We start from the raw sequence: 21,495 nt of genomic DNA, 5'->3' as shown, positions 1-21,495 counted from the left end.
GGGGTGAAATTTATTTTGGTTTTTAATTAGAGCCACTGATGCCCTGAACCTGGATGGTCGAAATCTTCCCGGTTTTGCGGTCGGTGACGTTCATCACCAACTGACCGTCGGTGTTTTGCACATCAACAATAAAATCTTGGGTCACCATCCGTCCCGGCTTGCCCTGATTCACATTGCCCATCAGGGTGCCCAGCAGCTGTGACTGCAGAGCAGAGGTGAAGTTGTCCAGCGCCGACGGGTTATAGGCATCGAAGTTATAGCCGTTCGGATCTTTATAAGAGTTCTGCGCATTGGCCGAATTCAGCAAAAAAGCGCCATTGTTTGGGTTGCCGCCAAAGTTGGGGTTCACAAACTGATGCACCATATTTCCCGCCCACGTGAGAGGGGAGAGAAGTAACAACGATAAAAGCGCGACAGATATTTTCACGGTGTGCTCCTAGAATTCATCGCCGGTGAGGTCACCGGTGCCTAATAAGGCTTTGTCGATTTGGCGGCGTGACAGGGCTTCATGCACACTGGCCACGGCGGTATCGACCTCTTTGCTAAAATTGCGCCGGTTAGGAAACAGCAATATTTGGTACAGCGTGTCTTGCCCAACCTTGATGCTTATCCAGCTTCCCCAGCGGGCGCTTGGCCGCTCGCTGATGGTGATTGTCTCGGCATAATTAATGTCCCAGCGGTCAGCAAACCCACGGTAGAAGTCGTGACCGACGGATGTCACCGTGTGGTCGGTTATCAGTCCGGGGTCTTTAATTTCTGCCGCAGAGGCATATTGGCCTAACACTAATGTCAGGCCGAAAAGCAGACAGATGACGGATTTCATCATGTCAGCGCTTTAAATTATCGTTAGCCCAAGAGACGGCCTGAGTCCGGTTTTTAACGGAAAGCTTGCGGAACAAATTGTATAAATGCGTTTTGACCGTGTTCTCACTGATAAACAACAGCCGGGCAATTTCAGTATTTGAAGCGCCGACGCGTAATTTATTCAGGATCTCTTGTTCACGGTGTGTCAGACCGGTTTCGCTATGATTGAGATAGCGATATTGCCCTGACTGACTAATGAGATAACTGGCAAATCCTTGAGTGAAATAACATTCTCCATTGAGAACGTTATTAATGCCTTCTACCAATTTATTTTCTTCCGTGGAGTTATAGAACACGGCGCTAATGCGCGGCCAGGCTTCTATTTCTCTAAACTGATAATCACTCGGGGTGTTAAATAATAAAAGCTTCACATTATCGTCATAGCGGCGAATCACCGATTGCCATAAGACAACCTGCCGTTGGTCAGCTTCCATCATGTCAAACAATATGAGTGCCTGGTTTAATGAATCATCTTCTAAGGTCTTATTAATGTTATGTAGTTTGGTGTTTACACTTAACTGATGTTTTAACTGCTGTAATAAAGCACTGGCCTGAAGTGACGGCTTAGTAATTAACAATAGAAGATTGTTATTTAATATTGCTTCATTAGTCATAATGAAACTCCACCTAATTTTTTTTGGCAGCCTACTGATGCCTTATAAATGAAGGCATTAAATAGGTTGCTTTGCTGCTGGATGTAGCATGTGCAAGCCCGTGGTGTATTAACCAAAAACAAATAAAGAAAACCGGAAAGTTGAATAACCACTGCACACGCAGGTTTGTCATTATTAGAAATAGGATTTTTCCTACATCATCAATCTATCCATTAGACATTCTAAATCAAGGCTTATTTGTGTTTCAAAATGTAACTGAAAATGTGCAAATTTTGCTGTGTGCTTTAGTTATTAAAAGCAGGCAATCTGTTAAGACCCCTTAACCTATCTTCCGAGGCGCGCATAGCAAGGTTGCAGATAAATAGAGCTAATTCATCCGTCTAGCTAGCAGGTTAATGCACTAACGAAACGCACTAAGTGAATTTTTCTTCTGATTTATCTCAAATATTATACTTTTGTTGGTATTTTCATCACTGGTTTGACCTCGTAAAGATTGTCTTTAGTCCAGCCATCCTCACCTAAAAAAGAGTGACAAGATGCACAATCTCACCCGTCTGTCGCATCGACAGGAGGAAAACTTTGGTCTTAGCAGGCTAAGTTTTTTGTTAGGAAAATAACAATTGATGCAATTGTATGATGAATTTGTTTGTTGAAGGTTTATTTAAGTTACTTATCTTTGTTAATCATTTTTTAAATTTCAGGTTGATGGAATTACGGCATATTTTGGGCTTTTACTCATGCTTTTTGGTGAGGATTAAATTAAAAATACGACTTACAGGTGAGTTTTTTATTTTTACGAATATCCATACTCAACTCGTCCAGCAAACAAACCTGACTTCCTCATCGAGTTTGTTGATTGCCATTGTTTGAATGCAAAAGAAAGTCAATCAGGGCCGAAAAATGAAAAAAATGATTTTTACCGTTGCGCTGCTTTCATTACCTTTTATAACGATGGCGCAACCGAACGATCTCGCCCATAGCGAATTGGGCTTTAGCGCCAACACCAGTGATATTTACTATTACAACAATTCGTTTGATAACGCCGTAGCAGGGGGCTATTCATCCTCGGGCAATGCCGCTTTTATCTTACAAAAAGGCAATGGCAATACCGCGGTCACTCAGCAAAACGGTAATAGTAATCGGGCGAATATCACCCAGTTTAACAATGACAATAATGCGGTTGTTAATCAGCGGGGTAATGGCAACGCTGCCGATATTGTGCAAAGTGGCAGTGAAAATACCGCCGTTATTGCCCAGCTTGGAAATAGCAGCTCGGCATCTATTGAGCAAAAAGATTTTGGCAATACCGCCGTTATTCTCCAGCGAGGTAGCCGGAGTGTGACGCAAATTAGCCAAAGTGGTACGGACCGGTCCGCCGGTGTTGTACAAAATTCGTCAGGAATGGCGATCAGAGTCACACAGCGTTAATAACTTTGTCTCAAATGAAGATCATCCAACTTTAACCAATGGGGTAGCACCATGAATCTTTTGAAAATTGTGGCAGTATCTGCGTTAGTGATCAGCGGCAGCGCGTTGGCAACAACGCCTCCAACTTCTTCTCTGCCAGTATTCCAGACCACCAACTGGAACGCAGAAATTCAAATTTACCAAGCGGGTACGGCTAACCGTGCTCAGGCTAATCAGAGTGGCGTCTCTAAATCGCTAACGTCGATTGACCAGCGCGGCTCGCAAAACAAAGTGGGCAGCAACCAAACCGGCAACAACAGTCTGGTAAAAGTTTCCCAAGCCGGTGACTGGAACAACGCCAACGTGTTGCAGGCGGCGAGCAGCAGCATTACTCAGATCAGCCAAAACGGGACGGGTAACTACGCGCAGTCCAATCAGTATGCTAACGGCAGTCTGGCAAATATCCAGCAGTTCGGTACAGGTAATCAGGCTTACGCGAGCCAGCACTGATTCGCCTGACTTTGACTGTCATGCAATATGTTCGTCGCAAAACAGGGCTTATGCCCTGTTTTGCTATTTATAAGGAGGAACAATGCAGATCTTGTTGATTGCCGCCGTGATGTCTAACCAACTGTGGTTCGACACCCAAACCGAAGCCGACTTTTATATTGTCCGGCCCATGGCGACTCTGAGCCAAAATTGCGCCTGTCAGGTCTCCATCGACGTCTTACATCGCGCCGCGCAGGGGCAGAGCACCAGCCGCCAGCAGGGCAGTGTGAATCTTGCCGCCAACCAAACCCTCTCTCTTGGACAGATGCGAATCGCGATGCAAAAAGGGGATTGGACACAAGTGACCGTCACGCTCACTAATGGCCAAGGTTTAAGGCTGGAAAGACAAATCATTGTGCCAAATAATCGTTAATAGTGAGTGAGAACTAAGGGACATGTATTTTTTCAATGAGTAACTGGCTGGGGATAATATTTTAATGGTTTTAAATATAATTAATTTGTATATGTTTCACGAATGGCATGTATATTAAAAATGGATTTTATTGTTGGCTTGTTAAGCTTTCTATTTAACCAAGATCTCATTATGAAATTTGATTTAATTATTTAAAATCATATAGTTATGATTTTAATATTAACGGTTTCAATAAGTTTATATATTAATTTCTCTACTGATTCTTCTGGATTATTTCTTTTGACAAAGAGAATAAAAGATATTGTAAATTGACTTCGCATGGTCATAATGCAACTGGATTAAGGATGATTTACCCATGGATTAATAATAAGGATGTTTTTACGTGCGCAGCCCCGCTATTAATATTGCCTGCCAGTCGCTGACTGTTTTCCTTAGTCTGTTTATTGCCAGCAGCTATGCTGAACCTCTTATCGGCCCCTCTCCTTTTCGTGAAGCAGGGGATCAACAATTTATTCATCAGCAGGAGCAGCAACGCGCTCTGCAACAGAGCCTGACCCCCGAGGCACCGGATGTCCGTCTTGCACCTCCTGTCGGTGCTTTTGGGCGCATCAATTTCCCGCAGGAAACCCCCTGTTTTACTCTCTCGCAAGTGCGGCTGAGTGGCACGGAAGCCTTACCGCATTGGCTGCCGCTGCAACGTATTAGTAATCAAGCTGTCGGCAAATGTTTGGGTAGCGAAGGTATCAACTTGCTGATGAGCACCTTGCAGAACCGGCTGATAGATCACGGGTATATCACCACGCGCGTGTTGTCTCCGGCGCAGGATCTGAAGAGTGGGGTGCTGCAACTGGTGGTTATCCCCGGCAAAATCCGCAAGGTGGAATTGACGCCGGACAGCAATCGCTATCTCAGCCTGTATAGCCCATTTCCAGCCCATGCTGGCCAGCTTTTAGATTTACGCGATATTGAACAGGGCTTAGAGAATCTTCAGCGCCTGCCGACGGTGCAGGCTGACATGGAAATCCTTCCCGGCGAGCAGCCGGGAGAAAGTGATATTGCGCTGCACTGGAAACAGGAAAAGATGTGGCGCGTCGCGACGGGCCTTAATGACTCAGGCACGCGCAGCACGGGGCGTTATCAGGGAAACGCGACCCTGTCGCTGGATAATCCCTTTGCCCTTAACGATCTGTTCTACATTTCCGGCACCAGCAGCCTGCCTCACAAAAGTGGCAAGAGCACTGGCAACGTTACCGGGCACTATTCAGTGCCTGTCGGTTATTGGATGTTTGGCCTAACTGCCAACAGTTATCAATATAACCAGACCAGCGCCGGGCTGAATGGTGATTATCGGTATAGCGGTAAAAGTAAAAACCTCGATTTTCAGGTCAGTCGCCTATTGCACCGCAATGCTAGCCAGAAGACCACGCTGACCTACGACGTGCTGGCGCGCGAGTCCAGAAATTATGTCAATGATACTGAAATCGAGGTGCAACGCAGGCAAACCGCGGCGTGGCGCTTGGGGTTACAGCATCGTCACTATATTTCGCAAGCCACGCTCGACATGGGGGTCAGCTACCAGCGCGGCACCCGTTGGTTTGGCGCGACTCGCGCACCGGAAGAGTATGGCGGCTACGCGACGGCGCTAAGCAAAATCGTCCAGCTTTCCGCCCAACTTGATCTGCCTTTCACCATCGCCAATCAGAAATTTCGCTACAACACGCGATACCAGCGGCAATACAGCAATACCCACTTAACACCTCAGGATCAGTTTGCTATCGGCAACCGCTGGACGGTGCGTGGCTTCGACGGCGAGCTGAGCCTGAATGCCGATCGCGGCTGGTTTGTGCGTAATGACCTTGCATGGGCGACCCCGCTGCCTTCCCAAGAGCTTTATCTCGGCGCGGACTACGGCGAAGTGGGCGGCAACGGCACGCAATATCTGGTGGCTAAGCACTTGGCGGGCGGTGCGGTCGGGGTTCGCGGCAGAGCCTTGAAGGTCGGTTATGACCTGTTCGCCTCAGTCCCTTTTTCAAAACCTGATGGTTTCTCGACGGACCCCGTCTCGCTGGGCTTCAACCTCAACTGGTCGTATTAGAGTAAGGACACTCTGCTATGAATAAACATCTGTACCGCATCATTTTTAATAAAGCCCGTGGCCTGTTGATGGTCGTAGCGGAGATTGCTTCCGCGGGCCGCGAAGGCGGACGCCGCGTGCGCCGCAGCAAAACGGCTGTATGCCAGTGCCGTTTGAGCAGCCTGTCATGCGCTATGCTGGCGCTCTTTAGCTCGGTGCTGGTGGTCAACAGTGCCTTTGCGGGTATTGTAGCCGACGGTCAGGCGCCGAATAATCAGCAGCCGCATATCGTCAGCACCGCCAACGGCACCCCGCAGGTCAATATTCAAACGCCCAGCCAAGGGGGCGTTTCCCGCAACACTTACAGCCAGTTTGACGTGGGCCAAAATGGGGTGATCCTCAACAACTCCCGCCAGAACACAGCGACGCAGCAGGGCGGAATGATACTGGGCAACCCGTGGCTGGCGCGCGGCGAAGCGACGGTGATCCTCAATGAGGTGAACTCTCGCGACCCAAGCCAGCTCAACGGTTATGTCGAAGTGGCGGGCCGTCAGGCGCAGGTGGTGATCGCCAACCCGGCGGGGATCACCTGTGACGGCTGCGGCTTTATCAACGCTAACCGTGCCACCATGACCACCGGGCAAGCTCAGCTCAACAATGGCCAGCTCACCGGTTTTGATGTCGAACGGGGCGAAATTGTGATTCAGGGCGCGGGGATGGACAACAGCCGTCAGGATCACACTGATATCATCGCCCGCTCGGTGAAAATCAACGCTAGCTTGGTGGCGAAAGATCTCAAGGTGACGGCAGGGCGCAATCAGGTGGATGCCAGCCATCGGCAAATCGATAAAAAAGCCACAGGCGGTTCGAATCGCCCGATGATGGCGGTAGATGTCGCACAGCTCGGCGGCATGTACGCTAATAAAATTCGCCTGATGGGCACTGAAAACGGCGTCGGCGTGCATAACGCAGGCAATATCGGCGCGCAGGCTGGCACGCTGGTGGTCACCGCCGATGGCCGAATCGAAAACAGCGGGCAGATGAGCGGCCAAGAGGGCGTTTCAATTGCATCTAATGGCGCGATTGAAAACAGTGGTGCGGTGCGTTCAGGCGCGGATGCCAACTTGACTGCCGCGGGTGACCTGCACAACAGCGGCGCTGTTACCGCCAATAACCATCTGCAAACTAAAAGCGCGACGTTAAATAGCGAGCGGGGAAGCGTGCTGGCGGCGGGGGTTAATCAGGATGGCAAGCTGGTAGGGAGTAGCAATCTCACTCTCGATGCCTCGGGGCAATTACGGGCTCAGGGGCAGAATTTGGCTTCTGGCGACCTGACGGCTCGCGGTCAGGGTGTAGATATTCGCCAAAGCTCGACCAGCGGCAATAACGTCACTCTGGACGCCGGGCAGGAAGGTCTCCATACAGGCGGTGCGCAGGTTGCCGCGCAGCAGCAGCTAACCGCGCGCAGTGGCAAAATGCTCAATAACGACGGCGGAAAGCTGCTCGGCGACAAGCTGAATATCAGCGCGAACTCCCTATCTAACCAGCAAGGTGCAATCGCGCAGCTGGGCAGCGATTCCCTGCAATTCTCCCATAAAGGCTCGCTCAATAACCGTGGCGGCAGCATTGCCAGCAACGGCGAAGATCTCAATATCAAAGCCGCTCAAATCAACAATCAGGGCGGCAAAATCCTCCATGCTGCCGACGGCAACCTGACCCTTGAAAGCGCCAGCCTGCAAGGTGAAAAGGGCCAACTGCTTTCCAACGGAAAACTCACCATTACTGGTGGCGATCTCCTGCTGGATGGCGCCACCACTTCAGCGGAACAACTCACTTTGACCGCCAATCGCCTCTCTAACCGCCAAGGCAAAATCTTGCAGACCGGCAGCGGCGCGATGACCCTCAACGTGTTTGACGGCGTGGATAATCAAGCCGGGAAAATCGCGGGCAATGGCAATCTCGACTTCAAAACCGCCAGTCTAAACAACCAGCAGGGGCAGCTCGGCGCAGGGAAAGCCTTCACCTTAAAGACTGGCGCGCTGAATAACCAACAAGGCACTATTGCGGCCCTTGGCGACATGCAGTTGACCAGCGTTGGGCTGAACAATGACGGGGGGCTGGTGCAGTCGGGCGGTGGTATGGCTCTTGATCTACAGGGTGGGAGCCTGAGTAACCGCGACAGTGGCGATAATCGCGGGATTGTCAGCCGTGGGGCGATGTCGATCAACAGCGGCTCACTCGACAACCAGCAAGGCTTTATCGCCAGCACGGGCGATTTACGACTGAGCTCTGCTGAGTTCAACAACCTCAACGGCACGCTGGCAAGCAACAGCGCGCTTAACCTCACAACGGGCAAATTCAATAACCAGCGCGGGCTGGTTCAGGCAAATCAAAACCTTAATTTTAACTCACAGAATCAAGCGGTTGATAACAAAAGTGGCGCTCTGATTGCCGGTAACAACCTGAACTTATTGAGCGGGGCGCTGCTCAATCAGACTGGGCAAGTCCGCGCTGGCGGTAATGCCATTATCAACACTCAGGGGCAGGCGCTGGAGAACGCGCAGGGTAATATTTCTGCCGGCGGTAATGCCCAACTTGATATTGCCGGGCTGAATAACCGGGGCGGGCAGCTTCAGGTTGCGGGCAATGCATTGATCAATGCATTCAACGGCTTGGTAGATAACACTGCCGGTTTGATTCGAACTGGCGCTACAGCCACCCTGAATGCCGCGCAGATCGTCAATCGTGATACCCAAACTCAGGACATCGGGCTGGAAGGGCAGTCGGTTCGCCTAAACAGCGGCTCTGTGGACAACACGCAGGGCGCGCTACGCGCCAATGACCTGCTGGATATCAATACCGGCTTGCTGAACAATTCCCAAGGCTTGCTCTCTTCCGCCGATACATTAACGCTGACTGGCAATGGGTTGGCGCTGACAAACACCGGCGGCACGCTGATCGCCGATAAAAATCTGCAACTGTCGGCCTCATCATTGACCGGCGACGGCAGCCTGCTGTCGCAAGGGAACATGGTGCTGAATCTGGCGCAAGGGTTCAACAATCAGGGCAAGGTGGTCGCCAACGGCGACCTGAACTTCAACATCGGCCAAGGGCTGGAAAACAGTGCGCTGATCAAAGCGGGTGGCACGCTCAACCTCAATGCCGCCAACGTGAATAACAGCGCAGCGGGCGAAATCAGTGCCGCGCAGAACCATATTCTCACCTCGGGCGAAGTGACAAACCGTGGGCTTATCGACGGCAACCTGACCCATATTCAGTCTGCGACGTTGACCAATACTGGCAGCGGGCGCATCTATGGCGACCATATCGCCTTGCAGACCGGTACTCTCAATAATCTGGCGGAAAACGGTACTGCGGCAACCATTGCCGCCCGCGATCGTCTGGATATCGGCGCGCAGGCCATCAGCAACCGCGATCATGGCCTGATTTTCAGCGCTGGCGATGTGGCCGTGGGTGGACAGCTAAACGATCAGTGGCAGGCGACCGGTCAGGCGTCAGTGTTTAATAACCACAGCTCGACGCTGGAGTCGGCTGGCAATATGGTGTTGAACATCGGCCAGATAAACAACCTCAACGATCACTTTGCAACGGAAGTGGTGGTAACCGAGGATTCGCCACATCACGAGGCGGTGTTAAAAGGTTCGACTCAACGCTATAACTGGGATGACGTTGATACTTCATGGAAAAATAAATACGGCGTCCATGACGCGATCATGCCCGATGGCTCCCGCAACAATGAGTTTTATGAATATCAGTACCAGCGCACCGTCACTGAGACCAAGGTCAAAGAGAGTGAACCGGGGCAGATTATCGCCGGGGGCGATCTGGCCATTTACAGCAACCTGCTCAATAACCTCGACAGCCGTATCATGGCGGGCGGCACGCTAGGTGGCGTAGTCGCCGAAATACATAATGAAGCCACGCCGGGTCAACGCACCATCACCGATGTCGGGACTCAGACCCGCTGGTATGCGAAAAAAAAGAAACGCCGACACGGCCGTGGAACCGAGACCTCACAAGGCAAGGATAGTAATCGCTACAGCCCGGAAATCATCATTCAATCTATTGATTTAAAAGCGATGGTTTATGCCGAACATACTCAGGCCACGGGTAGCGGAACGACCATCGTTAAGAGAGATACCTCGACGCTTAACCAGCAGGCAGGCAGTGCGGGCGCGGTAAACAATGACTCTACGCCTCAGCCCATCCAGCCTCCAGCCGGGCAGATATTTGAGACTCAGCCAAAGAACCATCTGGACTCGGTGGTGCGCATCACCAGTCCCAACCTAAAGCTGCCTGACAGCAGTCTCTTCCAACTGCATGGCGAAGCGACCCGTCGCTATTTGATTGAGACTGACCCGCGCTTCACCAACCAAAAGCAGTGGCTCGGCAGCGACTATATGCAGAACGCCCTTCGCCAAAACCCTGACCATATGTTGAGGCGTCTGGGTGACGGCTTTTACGAGCAGCAGCTGATTCGCCAACAGGTCGCTGACCTCACCGGCCAGCGCTATCTGGCGGGCTACAACAATGATACCGACCAATACAAAGCCTTAATGGATGCTGGGATTGCTTTTGGGGAGCATTACAACCTGACGCTAGGCGTGGCGCTGACTGCGGAGCAGATGGCCTTGCTGACCAGCGATATAGTGTGGTTGGTCAAACAAGATATCACGCTGCCGGACGGCACGGTGCAAAGCGTACTGGTGCCGCAAGTCTATGCGCGAGTGAAAAAAGGCGATCTTGAGGGCAGTGGCGCGCTGCTCTCTGGCAACAATGTAGTGCTCAATAGCCAGCGCGACATCACTAATAGCGGCAACATTGTAGGTCGTGAAGTGACGCAGATTAATGCGAATACGCTCACCAACAGCGGTTTTATCGGCGGCAATCGGCTAATCATTAACGCGCGTACCGACATCAATAACCTCGGCGGCACGCTGCAAGGTGGCGACAGTCTGGTGGCGATTGCCGGGCGCGACATTAATGTCAGCAGTACCCTCGCGGGCAGCGACACGAATCGACATCTCGACCGCGCGGCGGGTATCTATGTGCAGAACAAAGACGGCAAGCTTGGCCTGCAAGCCCTGAACAATATCAACCTGACGGCGGCGCAGGTCAGCAACACTGGCGCGAACAGCCAGACCCAAATCATTGCGGGTAAAGACCTCAACCTCTCGACACTCAGCACGACGCATACTGAGAACAGCGACTGGGACAAAGATAACTATCGCCACCTGACTCAGACCCAAGACGTTGGAACGCAGATTAACACTGGCGGTAGCCTTGGCCTTAGCGCGGGGCATGACCTCAATGCTAGAGCCGCGTCGGTGACTGCTAAAGAGAGCATCGCGGCGGTGGCGGGAAACGACATCAACCTGACCGCCGGTAATGACTCATATCATCTGACCGAGCACAGCAAGCAGAGCAGCAAAGGTATGCTTTCCAGCATGTCGCTGGAGACTCACGACGAAGTGCGCAACCAGAGCGCGCTGGGTAGCAACATCAGCGGCGACAGGGTCACCATGCAGGCAGGGAATAACTTGCTGGTGGATGGCAGCAGCGTAGCGGGAACTCGCGACGTGAACCTGCTGGCGGGTAATGACCTTAATATCACCGCCGCCGACCAATCCCGTCATGAAACACACCTGCGCGAAGAGAAGAAATCCGGCCTGTCCGGCACGGGCGGCGTCGGCGTGAGTTACGGCAGTCAGAGCACCAAAATTACCGATGACGGCAGAACCCAGAGCAGCGCGGGCAGTACCGTTGGCAGTACGCAGGGCAACGTCAACCTCAGCGCGGGCGATGGCCTGAGGGTAAAAGGCTCAGATGTCTTGGCGGGTAAAAACCTCAACCTGATGGGCAAAGAGGTGAACATTCTGGCGGCGGATAACCAGAGCGTGCAGACCCACACCGTTGAACAAAAACAGATTGGATTGACACTGGCGCTGTCCGGCGCGGTAGGCAGTGCCATCAATAGCGCGGTGTCCAGCGCCAACGAAGCGAGCACCGCCAGCAGCGGGCGCCTTGCCGCGCTGGATGGCATCAAGTCAGCCCTCGGAGGCGTGCAGGCTTATCAAGCCTCGCAGCTCGGCGAAGCGCAGGGCGAAGATCAGCAGAACCTGTTTGGCATCAACCTCTCATACGGCAGCCAGTCGTCCAAGTCGGAGCAGACCCAGACCAATAGTCAGAGCCAAGACAGCACCCTGACGGCGGGGAGCAACCTCAACATTCGTGCCACGGATACCGACATTAACGTGCAGGGCAGCCAGCTGCAGGCGGGCAAAGATATTGGCCTGATGGCTAACCGCGACGTGAACCTGATTTCGGCCACCAACACCTCGGTGCTGGACGGCAAGAATGAGAGTCACGGCGGCTCGGTGGGCGTCGGCTTAAACTTCGGCGGAAATAACAGTGGCTTCACGGTGAATGCCAGTGCCAATAAGGGCAAAGGTTCGGAGAGCGGCAACGGCGTGACCCACACCGAGACCACCCTCAATGCCGGTAACAATCTGAACATCGTCAGCGGCCGCGACACCACGCTGACGGGAGCACAGCTTACCGGCGACAAAGTCACGATGAATGCTGGCCGCAACCTGACGCTTTCCAGCGAGCAGGACAGCGATAACTACGACTCCAAACAGCAGAACGTGAGCGGCGGTGTAAGCGGCGGGTTGGGTTCAGCCAGCGCGTCAATCAACCTCAGCCGCGACAAAATGCATAGCACCTACGACTCGGTGAAAGAGCAAACCGGCATCTTCGCGGGCAAGGGCGGTTTCGATATTACCGTCGGCGAGCATACCCAGCTCAATGGCGGGGTTCTGGGCTCCACAGCAGAAGCCAGCAATAACAGACTTGATACTGGCACTCTAGGCTTCGGCAACATTGAAAACCGCGCGGGGTATGAGGTCGAGCACCAGAGCGTGGGGATGAGCACTGGTGGCAATATCGGCGGCCAGTTTGTCGGCAACATGGCAAGCAGCCTGCTGGTCGGAGTCAATGGTAAGGGCAGTGACAGGTCGACCACCCAATCGGCAGTCAGCGATGGCAGCATTGTCATCCGCGACGAAAGCAAACAGAGGCAAAATGTCGCCAACCTGAGCCGCGACGTCGAGCACGCCAACCAGACCCTCTCGCCAATCTTCGACAAAGAGAAAGAGCAGCGCCGCCTGCGGGAAGCGCAGAAGATTGGGGAGATTGGGAGTCAGGTTAGTGATATTGCAAGGACTCAGGGTGATATTCGGGCTACAAACGCTGGTAAAGCCGAGCTGGCAGAAAAAGGTATTACAGAACCAGAGAAAGGCGCGAAGCAAGAGGCTTGGGATGAGTATCATGCACAATTGGTCAATACTTCTTCCTATAGGACTGCGCAAGCTGAATGGGGTACAGGAAGTGCTATCCAACAGGGGATGCAGGCGGCCACGGCAGCGATTCAGGGGCTTGCTGGTGGGGATCTTAAAGCCGCCCTGGCAGGTGGCGCGGCGCCTTATTTGGCTGAAGTGATTAAACAGACGGCCCCAAATGAAACTAGCAGGGTGATGGCACATGCTGTGGTGGCGGGGGTTCTGGCTGAAATGCAGGGCAACAATGGCTTGGCAGGTGCTGCAGGTGCGGGTACATCGGCATTGGCTGGAGAAGCTATCAAGAAAGCGTTGTACGGTGATACATCAGTTGACCAACTGACAGAGCAACAAAAGCAGACTCTAGTCGGACTGAGCACATTGGCGGCAGGGTTAGCAGGCGGCCTAGCTGGTAGTGATTCGTCTGGTGCGATAACAGGGGCTCAGGCAGGTCAGAACGAAATCAGTAACAATATGACGAGTATTGGTTTGGTTCAGCAGATTATGGCAAACCAGATTCTGAACTCGGCAACTATGGCTGAAGCAGGCAGCCAAAATCCAAATGATCAGGCGGCTCTAGCCTTGACCAAGCAGGTCAAATCAGGGTTAGATTCGGCATGTTTAGCCAACAGTGCGTGTTTGATGTTGGCAATAGTTAAGGCGCAGAGCCAGCAGCATACAGGTGGAGCGGGCAGTAAAACCGAAACCATACCGGCGGCTAAAGATGATTTAATCGGTGGCAAGTTGGAAAATCCAGTAGCGGATCCAAATAAGGACACGGCACTGGTGACACCGGATCAACGTGGTGAGCAAGGTGCCACTCATACTGGGAATTCGGATGGAAAATCAGATACCGATGGGAATGTATTAGTAAATCCAGGAGTTGATCCGTTTACTAAAAAAGATGTTGTGTATCTATCTGAAAACTCAAATGCCAAGATAGATAGCATCATTAATGAAACTATGTCAGGGAAGAAAAACTTCACCAGTTCTACAACATTAACAACTGATGAGGCTTTGGCTGCAGGTTTAAAATTCCTCGGTTCAGGTTATAAAGAAATTGGTAAATCAGGTTCTGGGATTTATCACAGTGCTGATGGAACGAAAGAGTTTAGGATCGATTCAGGATCTATAGGCGGAGCCCATGCTCCTGGTGTACCGCACGTGCATTTTGGTTTAAAAAATCCTGAAACAGGTAAATATGTCTCGAATAATCATGTTCCTTATAAAGATTAAGGAAAATCAATGGTCTTAAAAAATGGTGTTGTAGCTAGTGGAGAATATCAAGGATGGAGCATCAAGATAATCGATGATACTCAAGGGGATACAGGTGGGTTTTATTTGATATTACGTGATCCTACTAATATAGAAGTCTTTGATTATTGGTTTGAAAAAGAGGAATTCCTTAAAAATCAGATGGTTGACTTTGATGTTTGTTGGGATTTCTAAAGTATCCCCCCGACTATAGTGTGGGGGATATTGTATTTACGTCTCAAAAGCAACCTTAGCTCGCTGGGTAATCACCATCTTGCCCGACGAGGAGGTACGGTAATATGTGCTGCCTTGTGAGGTCAAACTCGCTCAACCTCTCTTATGGCACAGTCGTCCAAGTCGGAGCAGACCCAGACCAATAAGCACCCTGCCGGCGGGGAACAACCTCAACATTCGTGCCACGGATACCGACATTAACGTGCAGGGCAGCCGTTAATAAAGAAGCCAACTTGATGGCGCATGCTGTGGTCGGTGCCGTGGTTTCGCAGATTAACGGTAATAGTGCCCTAGCGGGGGCATCCGGTGCTGCTATGGGTGAATTTATTGCCCAACAGCTTTATCCTGATATTAAGCGTGAAGATCTGACTGAAGAGCAGCGACAGACAATCAGCGCGTTGGGCACGATGGCGGCGGGGCTTGCTGGCGGGCTGACGGGGGACAGTTCGGCGAATGTGGTTGCTGGGGCGCAGGCGGGTAAAACGGCGGCGGAAAATAATAACCTTGCTGTCATTCGTACCTGTGTAGCGGCTTGTGCGGAAATACCTGCGTGTCGTAAAGCTGTCATTGATATTGGACTCGGCGCTCTGGTCGGTGTTGGTGTCGCCACCTCGGCGATGGAAGATCTCTCAGGATCGCAGAAAACCAATGTTATGCTCGCAGCGATGTCGGGCGATCAGAATCTTATGGACAATCTGTCACCGAGCGAGCGTGCAGCTTATGAGGAATGGAAGGGAAATCAAGGCCTGATCACGGCGTTCCCTGCGGGAGATAAAGATCCAACCGGTGGTAAGCTTGAAAATCCTATCCCAGGCCAGAATAAAGGAACGTCACTGGTTACGCCGGATCAGAGTGGCGGGCAGGGCGCGATTAATACAGGTAATAGCGACGGTGCACCGGATGTAGGTGGGAATACCACTACGCCGGTTGCTGAGCAGAATCCGGACGATTTGGCTTATTTGGCCTTGAAAGGCAAAGAAGCCCAAGAAGCGGCTAAGAACTTAGGTTTTGGACAACGAATCCCACCGCAAAAAGCACCATTTGACTCACACGGTCAGCCGGTATTTTACAATGGGAAAAATTATATTAGCCCCGATGTTGACAGCCATAATGTGGCAAATGGTTGGAAGATGTTCAATAGTAAAGGTAAGCGTATTGGCACTTACGACAGTGATCTGAACCGGATCAAGGATTAATTATATGTTTGGTATATTCCCCGAAGATACACCAGTGACAATGGAAGATGAGCCGGTTTTTCCTGCTGAAATTATCATTGATGATTTTAAAGAAAAACTAAGTATCCCAATAAGTTACTGGGGTTTAAGTGATTACAAACAAAGTTGGCTTAAATCACTTGAGAGCGGCCTTGCTAAAAAAGATCATGCAGTCCTAGCTGTTTCAATGTATGAGCCTGGGCAAAGTAATTTTATTTTTGTATGGGTGATATATTTTGAAGAGAAAAATGCTTACTTACAAAACAGTATCCTTTTTTTAGATGAACATCCGGATTTCACGCCGGATAAGATAAATGAATTTATAGAGCCTCGGATTACCCATGATGAAGACGGCATGAAAATCTCTGAGTGGAATACGGATCTAGATAGTGTTCGGGATTTTTACAATCGCCTAAAAAAATAACAATAATCCGGCCTTCGAGCCGGGATTATTCTTTATAACCTCAGCCGCTAATCTCAGCCCTAATAACCAAACACCCGTTTTCAGTCGTAATACTCACCGGCTGGCCGGTACTAAACCCCAGCTGTTCCAGCCACTTACCTGTTATCGTCAGCTCTGGGCTGGGGTTCGGTCTGCCCTCATTTTGGTACCGGAGGGAAAGTACAGCGAGCTATTCAGGCAGCAACCGCTGCGTAACATCCACAAGCCAAGCTTAGCGGATACCCATATTATTCAGCTAACCGCACAAATTGATGACACCCATACATAAAATGGATAATCAGCTGTTCGTTTGCGGCTAGGATAATTCTATCCATAACTAAATTATTTCTTATAAGTAGCCTTAATTAGTTGAATCGGTATTTTAATTAAAAAACCCATTTGGTACTATTTACACCGATTGTATATCCACTTATACAATTTTATTTATACTTTCTACAAGTTACCAATCTATGGTGCTAATCCATATCGGGTATGGCTCATTACTTTCTTATAATTTTAGTTAAGGATAACACATGAAGTATGGCATTTTATCTCTGGCAATCTTGGCATTAGTCGGCGTATCAAACGTTGCAAAGGCCGATTCACAAACCATCAGTCTGGGCTATGCACAAAGTAAGGTGCAAGACTTCAAGAATATTCGCGGTGTGAATGCTAAATATCGCTATGAATGGGACTCGCGGGTAAGTATTCTCGGTTCATTTACTTATATGTCAACGAGCGGTAATTTATTTGATAGTGAATATAATGAATATACTAACTATGATGATCATATAAAAGTAAAATACTACTCTCTGCTTGTTGGACCGGCTTATCGCATTAATGAATATGTATCGTTTTATGCGTTGGGTGGTGTTTCTAAAAACAAAAGTGACTTAAGCCAGAATTACCACCACAGTGATTATACTTACACAGAAAATTCCAACAATGGCGAAACTGCTTTCGCATATGGTGTCGGTGTCCAAGTTAATCCAACAGAAAATATCGCAATTGATGTGGGTTATGAAGGCAGCAAAATCGTAGATGCTAAGATTAATGGGTTTAACGTAGGTATTGGCTACCGTTTTTAATCAATAATTTTGAATATTAAAAGGAGTAACATAATGTTGCTCCTTATATATTCAGTTTACTACAATAATAAATAATATTTTGATTGAAAAATAAATCATAATTTAATGTATGAGGTTGTAATGTTTATCTGTAAGAATGCTATGGATGGTTTTTTGAAATTAATGGGATGTGCTTTCCTAGTCTCAATGCTATCAGCTTGCACTGGTTATAATTCACTTTATCCAAAATATTCAAGTTATCAAGGGGATGATTCTGCGATATTGTTTGTTATGGATGATAGCTATAATCAATCAATTTATACCTATGAATTAACTAAAGAGGGGTGCTTTGACCAGAAACAACGCCGACTACTCACTCGCAACCTTGCTTTAAAAGGTACGGGGAAGGATATTTACCAGTACAAAATAAAAGCAGACCAATACTATATTATTGGTGTTCAGAGTCCAGGTTATTTCCATTATAGGACTTTCATTCCAAAATCAAACAAAATATATGGGATTTATTCTGGGTATGTGATTGAGCTATCGGCTACTAAAGATATTAATAATGTCACCCCGGAAGATTTTTATACTACAAAGGTTGAGCCTAGCCAAATTAATAGCTGGAATATAAAAAATGTTTGCCCAGGATTGTTTGGCTCTAAAACTATAGGTTAAAATAAATGACCATGGAAATAGATAGGATTTGGAGTGCTTTATTCAAGGTTAACGCCGCATAATGGGGTAACTGGTAATGGGGCGCTCACAGATTCTTGCACTAAAAATCACGGGCCTAAACAATGACTGATACAGCAAAGATTGAAAAGGACATTAATCGTTTTGTTAAAAATGCCTGGGGGGCGGCGATACTGTCGGCGGCTATTAACCTGGGATTTACGCTCTACTTTTGGTCGGGGCTAGGGCATGGGTTGTTAGCCAATATTTATAGTATTGGTTACACCCTTGCTGCTGTTGCTTTGGCTTATGGGATTTATCGTAGAAGCCGTATTTGCGCGGTGGCTATGTTGCTGCTTTTCCTTTTCGTAAAAGCCCTAAATATATCGGCTCATAACACAGGTAGCACAATTATTGTGACGATGTTTATTCTTATGTTTTGTGGCGGGGTGGTGGGGACCTTCTTCCATCATCAGAACATAAATTCTAAAAACATTGTCAGCAAACACATGACCCTTACTACCGTAGTTTGTGTTTTAGTCTCTCTTGGGGTGATGTTTGGAATGGGGGCTTTATTAACCAAAAGTGCCGATCAGGCTTGGGCGGCGTTTGAGGCACAGAGTCAGGCTGAAATCTCTAAATTATCACTGCCAGTCAGAATGGATTATTACACGGTTTTAAAAAGTGTTGAGATTAATAATAAGAAACTCATTTATACCCACGGCGTCGAAAATATAGATTTCAATGAGGTGGATTTTTCAGCGCTGGATAAAAATAACAGAGCCATTTTTATTAAAGGCTTTTGCGCTACGCCGATGGTACAACAATATGGTCTGACGGTTGACTATGTTTATAACCAAGGCTTGAGTGAGAAGACCTTATCTTATGACAAAACGGACTGTCCGACTGAATAGCCGGAGAATCTAAACAGTCTGCACCTCTCTCGGAAATAGATTTTCAGTCAAACCTCCCCGAAATGGGGAGGAATAAACCCCGACGGTTTCCTCGCCAACTAATTCACAATCTCAATTTTTATCAGCCTTGAATCGCCGCGCCCGTGATCGTCCACGGCCCGGATGCGATATTGGCCATTATTTTCAGGTCGCCACTGAAGCGCGGTTTTGCTGGCGCTGCTGCCGAGATAGATATCATCCACAAACCAATACACCGTTTTGCTGTCCGCGTCGGTGGTGGCGTTGAAGACAATCGCATCGCGGCCTTGCTGCGACTGGCGCAGGGTGTAAGTGGTATTGCGCAGTGGAGAAGTGATGCGCGGCGGCGAACCGCTGACCGAATTAATGTCACTCTTGCAGCGGCTGTTGTTCGGCGGCGTGCGTTTGGGTAAACCGGCCTGTGCGAAAACGTTCGCCAAGTCCGACGGCCAGAACTCAAACACCTCGGTGCGCGTCTGCTCAGGGTCATAAGGCGGGCAGGCGACTTCCCCGGTCTGAATATCCAGCACTACCGGGCGGTAAATGGTATCGACCTTAATTGGCGATTTGCCCGGAATAAACCAAGTTTTACCCTGCTGCTGGCACCAAGGGGTCGGCAGGTCGCCGCTGGCGAGGCAGATATCCACCCGTTTTAACTGTTTCGGCCACGGGTGTTTTGGCTCGCGCAGGGCTGGATAATTTGCCTGCACGCTGTCGATAATGTTGAAGAACAGCGGCGCGGCGGCATCTGCACCAATGAAAGCCCCGTTGCCCTTACTGTCGAAATTCCCCTCCCACACCACCAGCACGTAGGGGCCGAAAATCCCCGCCGTCCATGCATCGCGAAATCCCCACGAGGTGCCGGTTTTCCAATACACCGGCAGAGAGGTCGGCCTTTGCGCCAGCGTGTCGCCCGGCCTGCGGTGCTGGCGCAGCATATCCAGCGTAATAAAACTGGCTTCATTACTCAGTAGCCGAATCGGGGCAGGGGAGGCGTCCTGCTTTTGCAGGCGCAGCGGTTTGAGTTCGCCACGGTTAGCCAGCAGCGCGTAAAGCCGCGCCAGCTCTTGCACCGTGACTTCGCCGCCACCAAGCACCAGCGACAAACCATAGTGACTTTCACTCGCCATATTGGCGACACCCGACAGCCGCAGAAACTGATACAGCGTCGGGTTCTTGAGCTGGGAGGCGATATACACCGCCGGAATATTGCGGCTGAAGTTTAAGGCATCGGTGGCAGTGACCGGGCCGAGAAAGCGCCGATCAAAATTCTCTGGCGCATAAGCCCCGAAGGAAGAGGGCACGTCTTTGAGAATGGTCATCGGGTGCAGCACGCCCTGTTCCAGCCCCAGCGCATAGATAAAAGGCTTGAGGGTCGAGCCGGGCGAACGCTTGGCATTGGTGCCATTCACCTGCCCCTGAATATCCCGATTGTAGTAGTCAGCCGAGCCGACCAGCGCCCGCACGCCCATATCGCGCGTATCGACCAGCAGCGCGGCGGCGTTGTGGATCCCCCGGCTGGCGTTGCGGGTGATGAAGGCGTCGACCTGACGCTCGACCAGCTTTTGCAATCCTGCGTCCAGCTCGGTATCGACCCGGCTTTGGGTGCCTTGCAATGGCGGATGCTCTTGGCAAATCTGTTCGATAAAGTGCGGCGCTATATAGGGCATCTGCTCCGGCTGGCGCAGGCTCAGCGGCAGTTGAAATAGCGCGTTTTGGCTGCTGTCGGTGTCGTAGCGCTGCTGCCAGCGGGCAAACAGCCGGTTGCGCGCCTGATTTAGCGCCTCGCCGAGCACGCCGGTTTTGGTGTCAATGCGATAGCTTGGCGATTGCGGCAAGACCGCCAGCGTCAGGGCTTCCGGCAGGTTGAGATCGCTCGGCGACTTGTTGAAGTAAATCAGGCTGGCCGCGCCGATGCTCTCAATGTTCCGTCCATAAGGCGCATAGTTGAGATAAGCCTCGAGAATGTCGTGCTTGGAATAACTCAGTTCGAGCTGCACCGCGCGGACAATTTGCCAAAGCTTGCCGGACGGCGTGCGGGTGTTGAGATGCCAGTGCATGCGCGCCAGCTGCATGGTCAGCGTCGAGCCGCCTTGCTGCTTGCCGCCAAGAATATAACTGCGCCAGAAGCCGCGCAGCAGGCTGGCAGGGTTGAAGCCGGGATGAAAGTAGAACCAACGGTCTTCATGCAATTGAATGCCCTGAATCACGCGCGGGGAAATTTGCTCCAGCGGCGTCCAAGTGCGGTATCGCTCGTCATTGGCGAGCGTGATACGCAGCAGGGTGCCGTTGCGGTCATAGTAAGTGCTGGAAAACGGCAAGCCGTGCGACAGCGGCGGGTGAGGCCACAGGCGGCAGCCGACAAAGAAGATAGCCAGCAAAAAAACGGCCATAAGGCCGTTTTGTAGGAGACGTTTTAGGCTAAAAGTCTGAGTCAT

General features: G+C 50.5%; 15 protein-coding genes and 2 pseudogenes. 12 read left to right on the top strand and 5 right to left on the bottom strand.

Annotated features, from left to right (window positions below; all coding sequences use genetic code 11):
- Positions 1-22 precede the first annotated feature (22 nt).
- The 3 genes from csgF to csgD are packed head-to-tail and all read right to left on the bottom strand — an operon-like array spanning position 23 to position 1,478.
- Positions 23-427 carry a curli production assembly/transport protein CsgF gene (gene csgF / locus GEAM_RS12445; protein ID WP_034791951.1) on the bottom strand — a complete coding sequence of 135 codons (405 nt, stop codon included), beginning with the start codon at positions 425-427 and terminating at the stop codon, positions 23-25.
- A gap of 9 nt (positions 428-436) precedes the next feature.
- Positions 437-823 carry a curli production assembly/transport protein CsgE gene (gene csgE / locus GEAM_RS12440; protein ID WP_034791991.1) on the bottom strand — a complete coding sequence of 129 codons (387 nt, stop codon included), beginning with the start codon at positions 821-823 and terminating at the stop codon, positions 437-439.
- 4 nt (positions 824-827) lie between these two features.
- Positions 828-1,478 (bottom strand): biofilm master transcriptional regulator CsgD, encoded by a 651-nt coding sequence (gene csgD / locus GEAM_RS12435; RefSeq protein WP_034791950.1) that lies wholly within the window; start codon positions 1,476-1,478, stop codon positions 828-830.
- A gap of 900 nt (positions 1,479-2,378) precedes the next feature.
- On the opposite strand from csgD, the gene GEAM_RS22755 reads away from it, so the two are divergent.
- From GEAM_RS22755 to GEAM_RS12390, 9 genes and pseudogenes are all read left to right on the top strand, one after another.
- Complete coding sequence (locus GEAM_RS22755; RefSeq protein ID WP_072009897.1) at positions 2,379-2,906, top strand: hypothetical protein; 528 nt, start codon at positions 2,379-2,381, stop codon at positions 2,904-2,906.
- 51 nt (positions 2,907-2,957) lie between these two features.
- Positions 2,958-3,395, top strand: a complete 438-nt coding sequence (locus GEAM_RS12420; protein ID WP_034791947.1) for a curlin — start codon at positions 2,958-2,960, stop codon at positions 3,393-3,395.
- 82 nt (positions 3,396-3,477) lie between these two features.
- A complete protein-coding gene (gene csgC, locus GEAM_RS12415; RefSeq protein ID WP_034791946.1) occupies positions 3,478-3,807 on the top strand; it encodes a curli assembly chaperone CsgC in 330 nt (109 codons plus the stop codon).
- 382 nt (positions 3,808-4,189) lie between these two features.
- Positions 4,190-5,902, top strand: a complete 1,713-nt coding sequence (locus GEAM_RS12410; protein WP_034791944.1) for a ShlB/FhaC/HecB family hemolysin secretion/activation protein — start codon at positions 4,190-4,192, stop codon at positions 5,900-5,902.
- A 17-nt stretch (positions 5,903-5,919) separates the two neighbouring features.
- Positions 5,920-14,475 (top strand): two-partner secretion domain-containing protein, encoded by an 8,556-nt coding sequence (locus GEAM_RS23005; RefSeq protein WP_167333535.1) that lies wholly within the window; start codon positions 5,920-5,922, stop codon positions 14,473-14,475.
- Positions 14,476-14,484: 9 nt separating this feature from the next.
- Complete coding sequence (locus GEAM_RS12400; RefSeq protein ID WP_034791942.1) at positions 14,485-14,688, top strand: hypothetical protein; 204 nt, start codon at positions 14,485-14,487, stop codon at positions 14,686-14,688.
- A gap of 254 nt (positions 14,689-14,942) precedes the next feature.
- Positions 14,943-15,239 (top strand): annotated as a pseudogene (locus tag GEAM_RS23560) (VENN motif pre-toxin domain-containing protein); the annotation flags it as partial.
- Positions 15,240-15,344: 105 nt separating this feature from the next.
- A complete protein-coding gene (locus GEAM_RS12395) occupies positions 15,345-15,923 on the top strand; it encodes a toxin C-terminal domain-containing protein (protein ID WP_419471230.1) in 579 nt (192 codons plus the stop codon).
- Between the two features lie 4 nt (positions 15,924-15,927).
- Positions 15,928-16,365 carry a hypothetical protein gene (locus GEAM_RS12390; RefSeq protein ID WP_034791940.1) on the top strand — a complete coding sequence of 146 codons (438 nt, stop codon included), beginning with the start codon at positions 15,928-15,930 and terminating at the stop codon, positions 16,363-16,365.
- Positions 16,366-16,405: 40 nt separating this feature from the next.
- Here the strand turns inward: GEAM_RS12390 and GEAM_RS22705 are convergent.
- A pseudogene (locus tag GEAM_RS22705) lies at positions 16,406-16,537 on the bottom strand (SymE family type I addiction module toxin); the annotation flags it as partial.
- Between the two features lie 379 nt (positions 16,538-16,916).
- Between GEAM_RS22705 and GEAM_RS12385 the strand changes: the two are divergent.
- The 3 genes from GEAM_RS12385 to GEAM_RS12375 all read left to right on the top strand — a co-directional run bounded on the left by GEAM_RS12385 (position 16,917) and on the right by GEAM_RS12375 (position 19,039).
- Entirely contained in the window at positions 16,917-17,471 is a 555-nt protein-coding gene (locus tag GEAM_RS12385; protein WP_034791938.1) for an Ail/Lom family outer membrane beta-barrel protein, read from the top strand.
- 120 nt (positions 17,472-17,591) lie between these two features.
- Positions 17,592-18,128, top strand: coding sequence for a hypothetical protein (locus tag GEAM_RS12380; RefSeq protein WP_128124458.1), 537 nt, complete (start codon positions 17,592-17,594; stop codon positions 18,126-18,128).
- A 122-nt stretch (positions 18,129-18,250) separates the two neighbouring features.
- Entirely contained in the window at positions 18,251-19,039 is a 789-nt protein-coding gene (locus tag GEAM_RS12375; RefSeq protein WP_034791930.1) for a hypothetical protein, read from the top strand.
- 98 nt (positions 19,040-19,137) lie between these two features.
- Here GEAM_RS12375 and pbpC read toward each other — a convergent pair whose 3' ends face one another.
- Positions 19,138-21,495 carry a penicillin-binding protein 1C gene (gene pbpC / locus GEAM_RS12370; protein ID WP_034791928.1) on the bottom strand — a complete coding sequence of 786 codons (2,358 nt, stop codon included), beginning with the start codon at positions 21,493-21,495 and terminating at the stop codon, positions 19,138-19,140.

This window comes from Ewingella americana ATCC 33852 (genome assembly GCF_000735345.1).
Taxonomy (GTDB): domain Bacteria; phylum Pseudomonadota; class Gammaproteobacteria; order Enterobacterales; family Enterobacteriaceae; genus Ewingella; species Ewingella americana.
The sequence above is the reverse complement of the archived record's forward strand: the minus strand, read 5'-3'. Positions and strand labels throughout refer to the sequence as shown.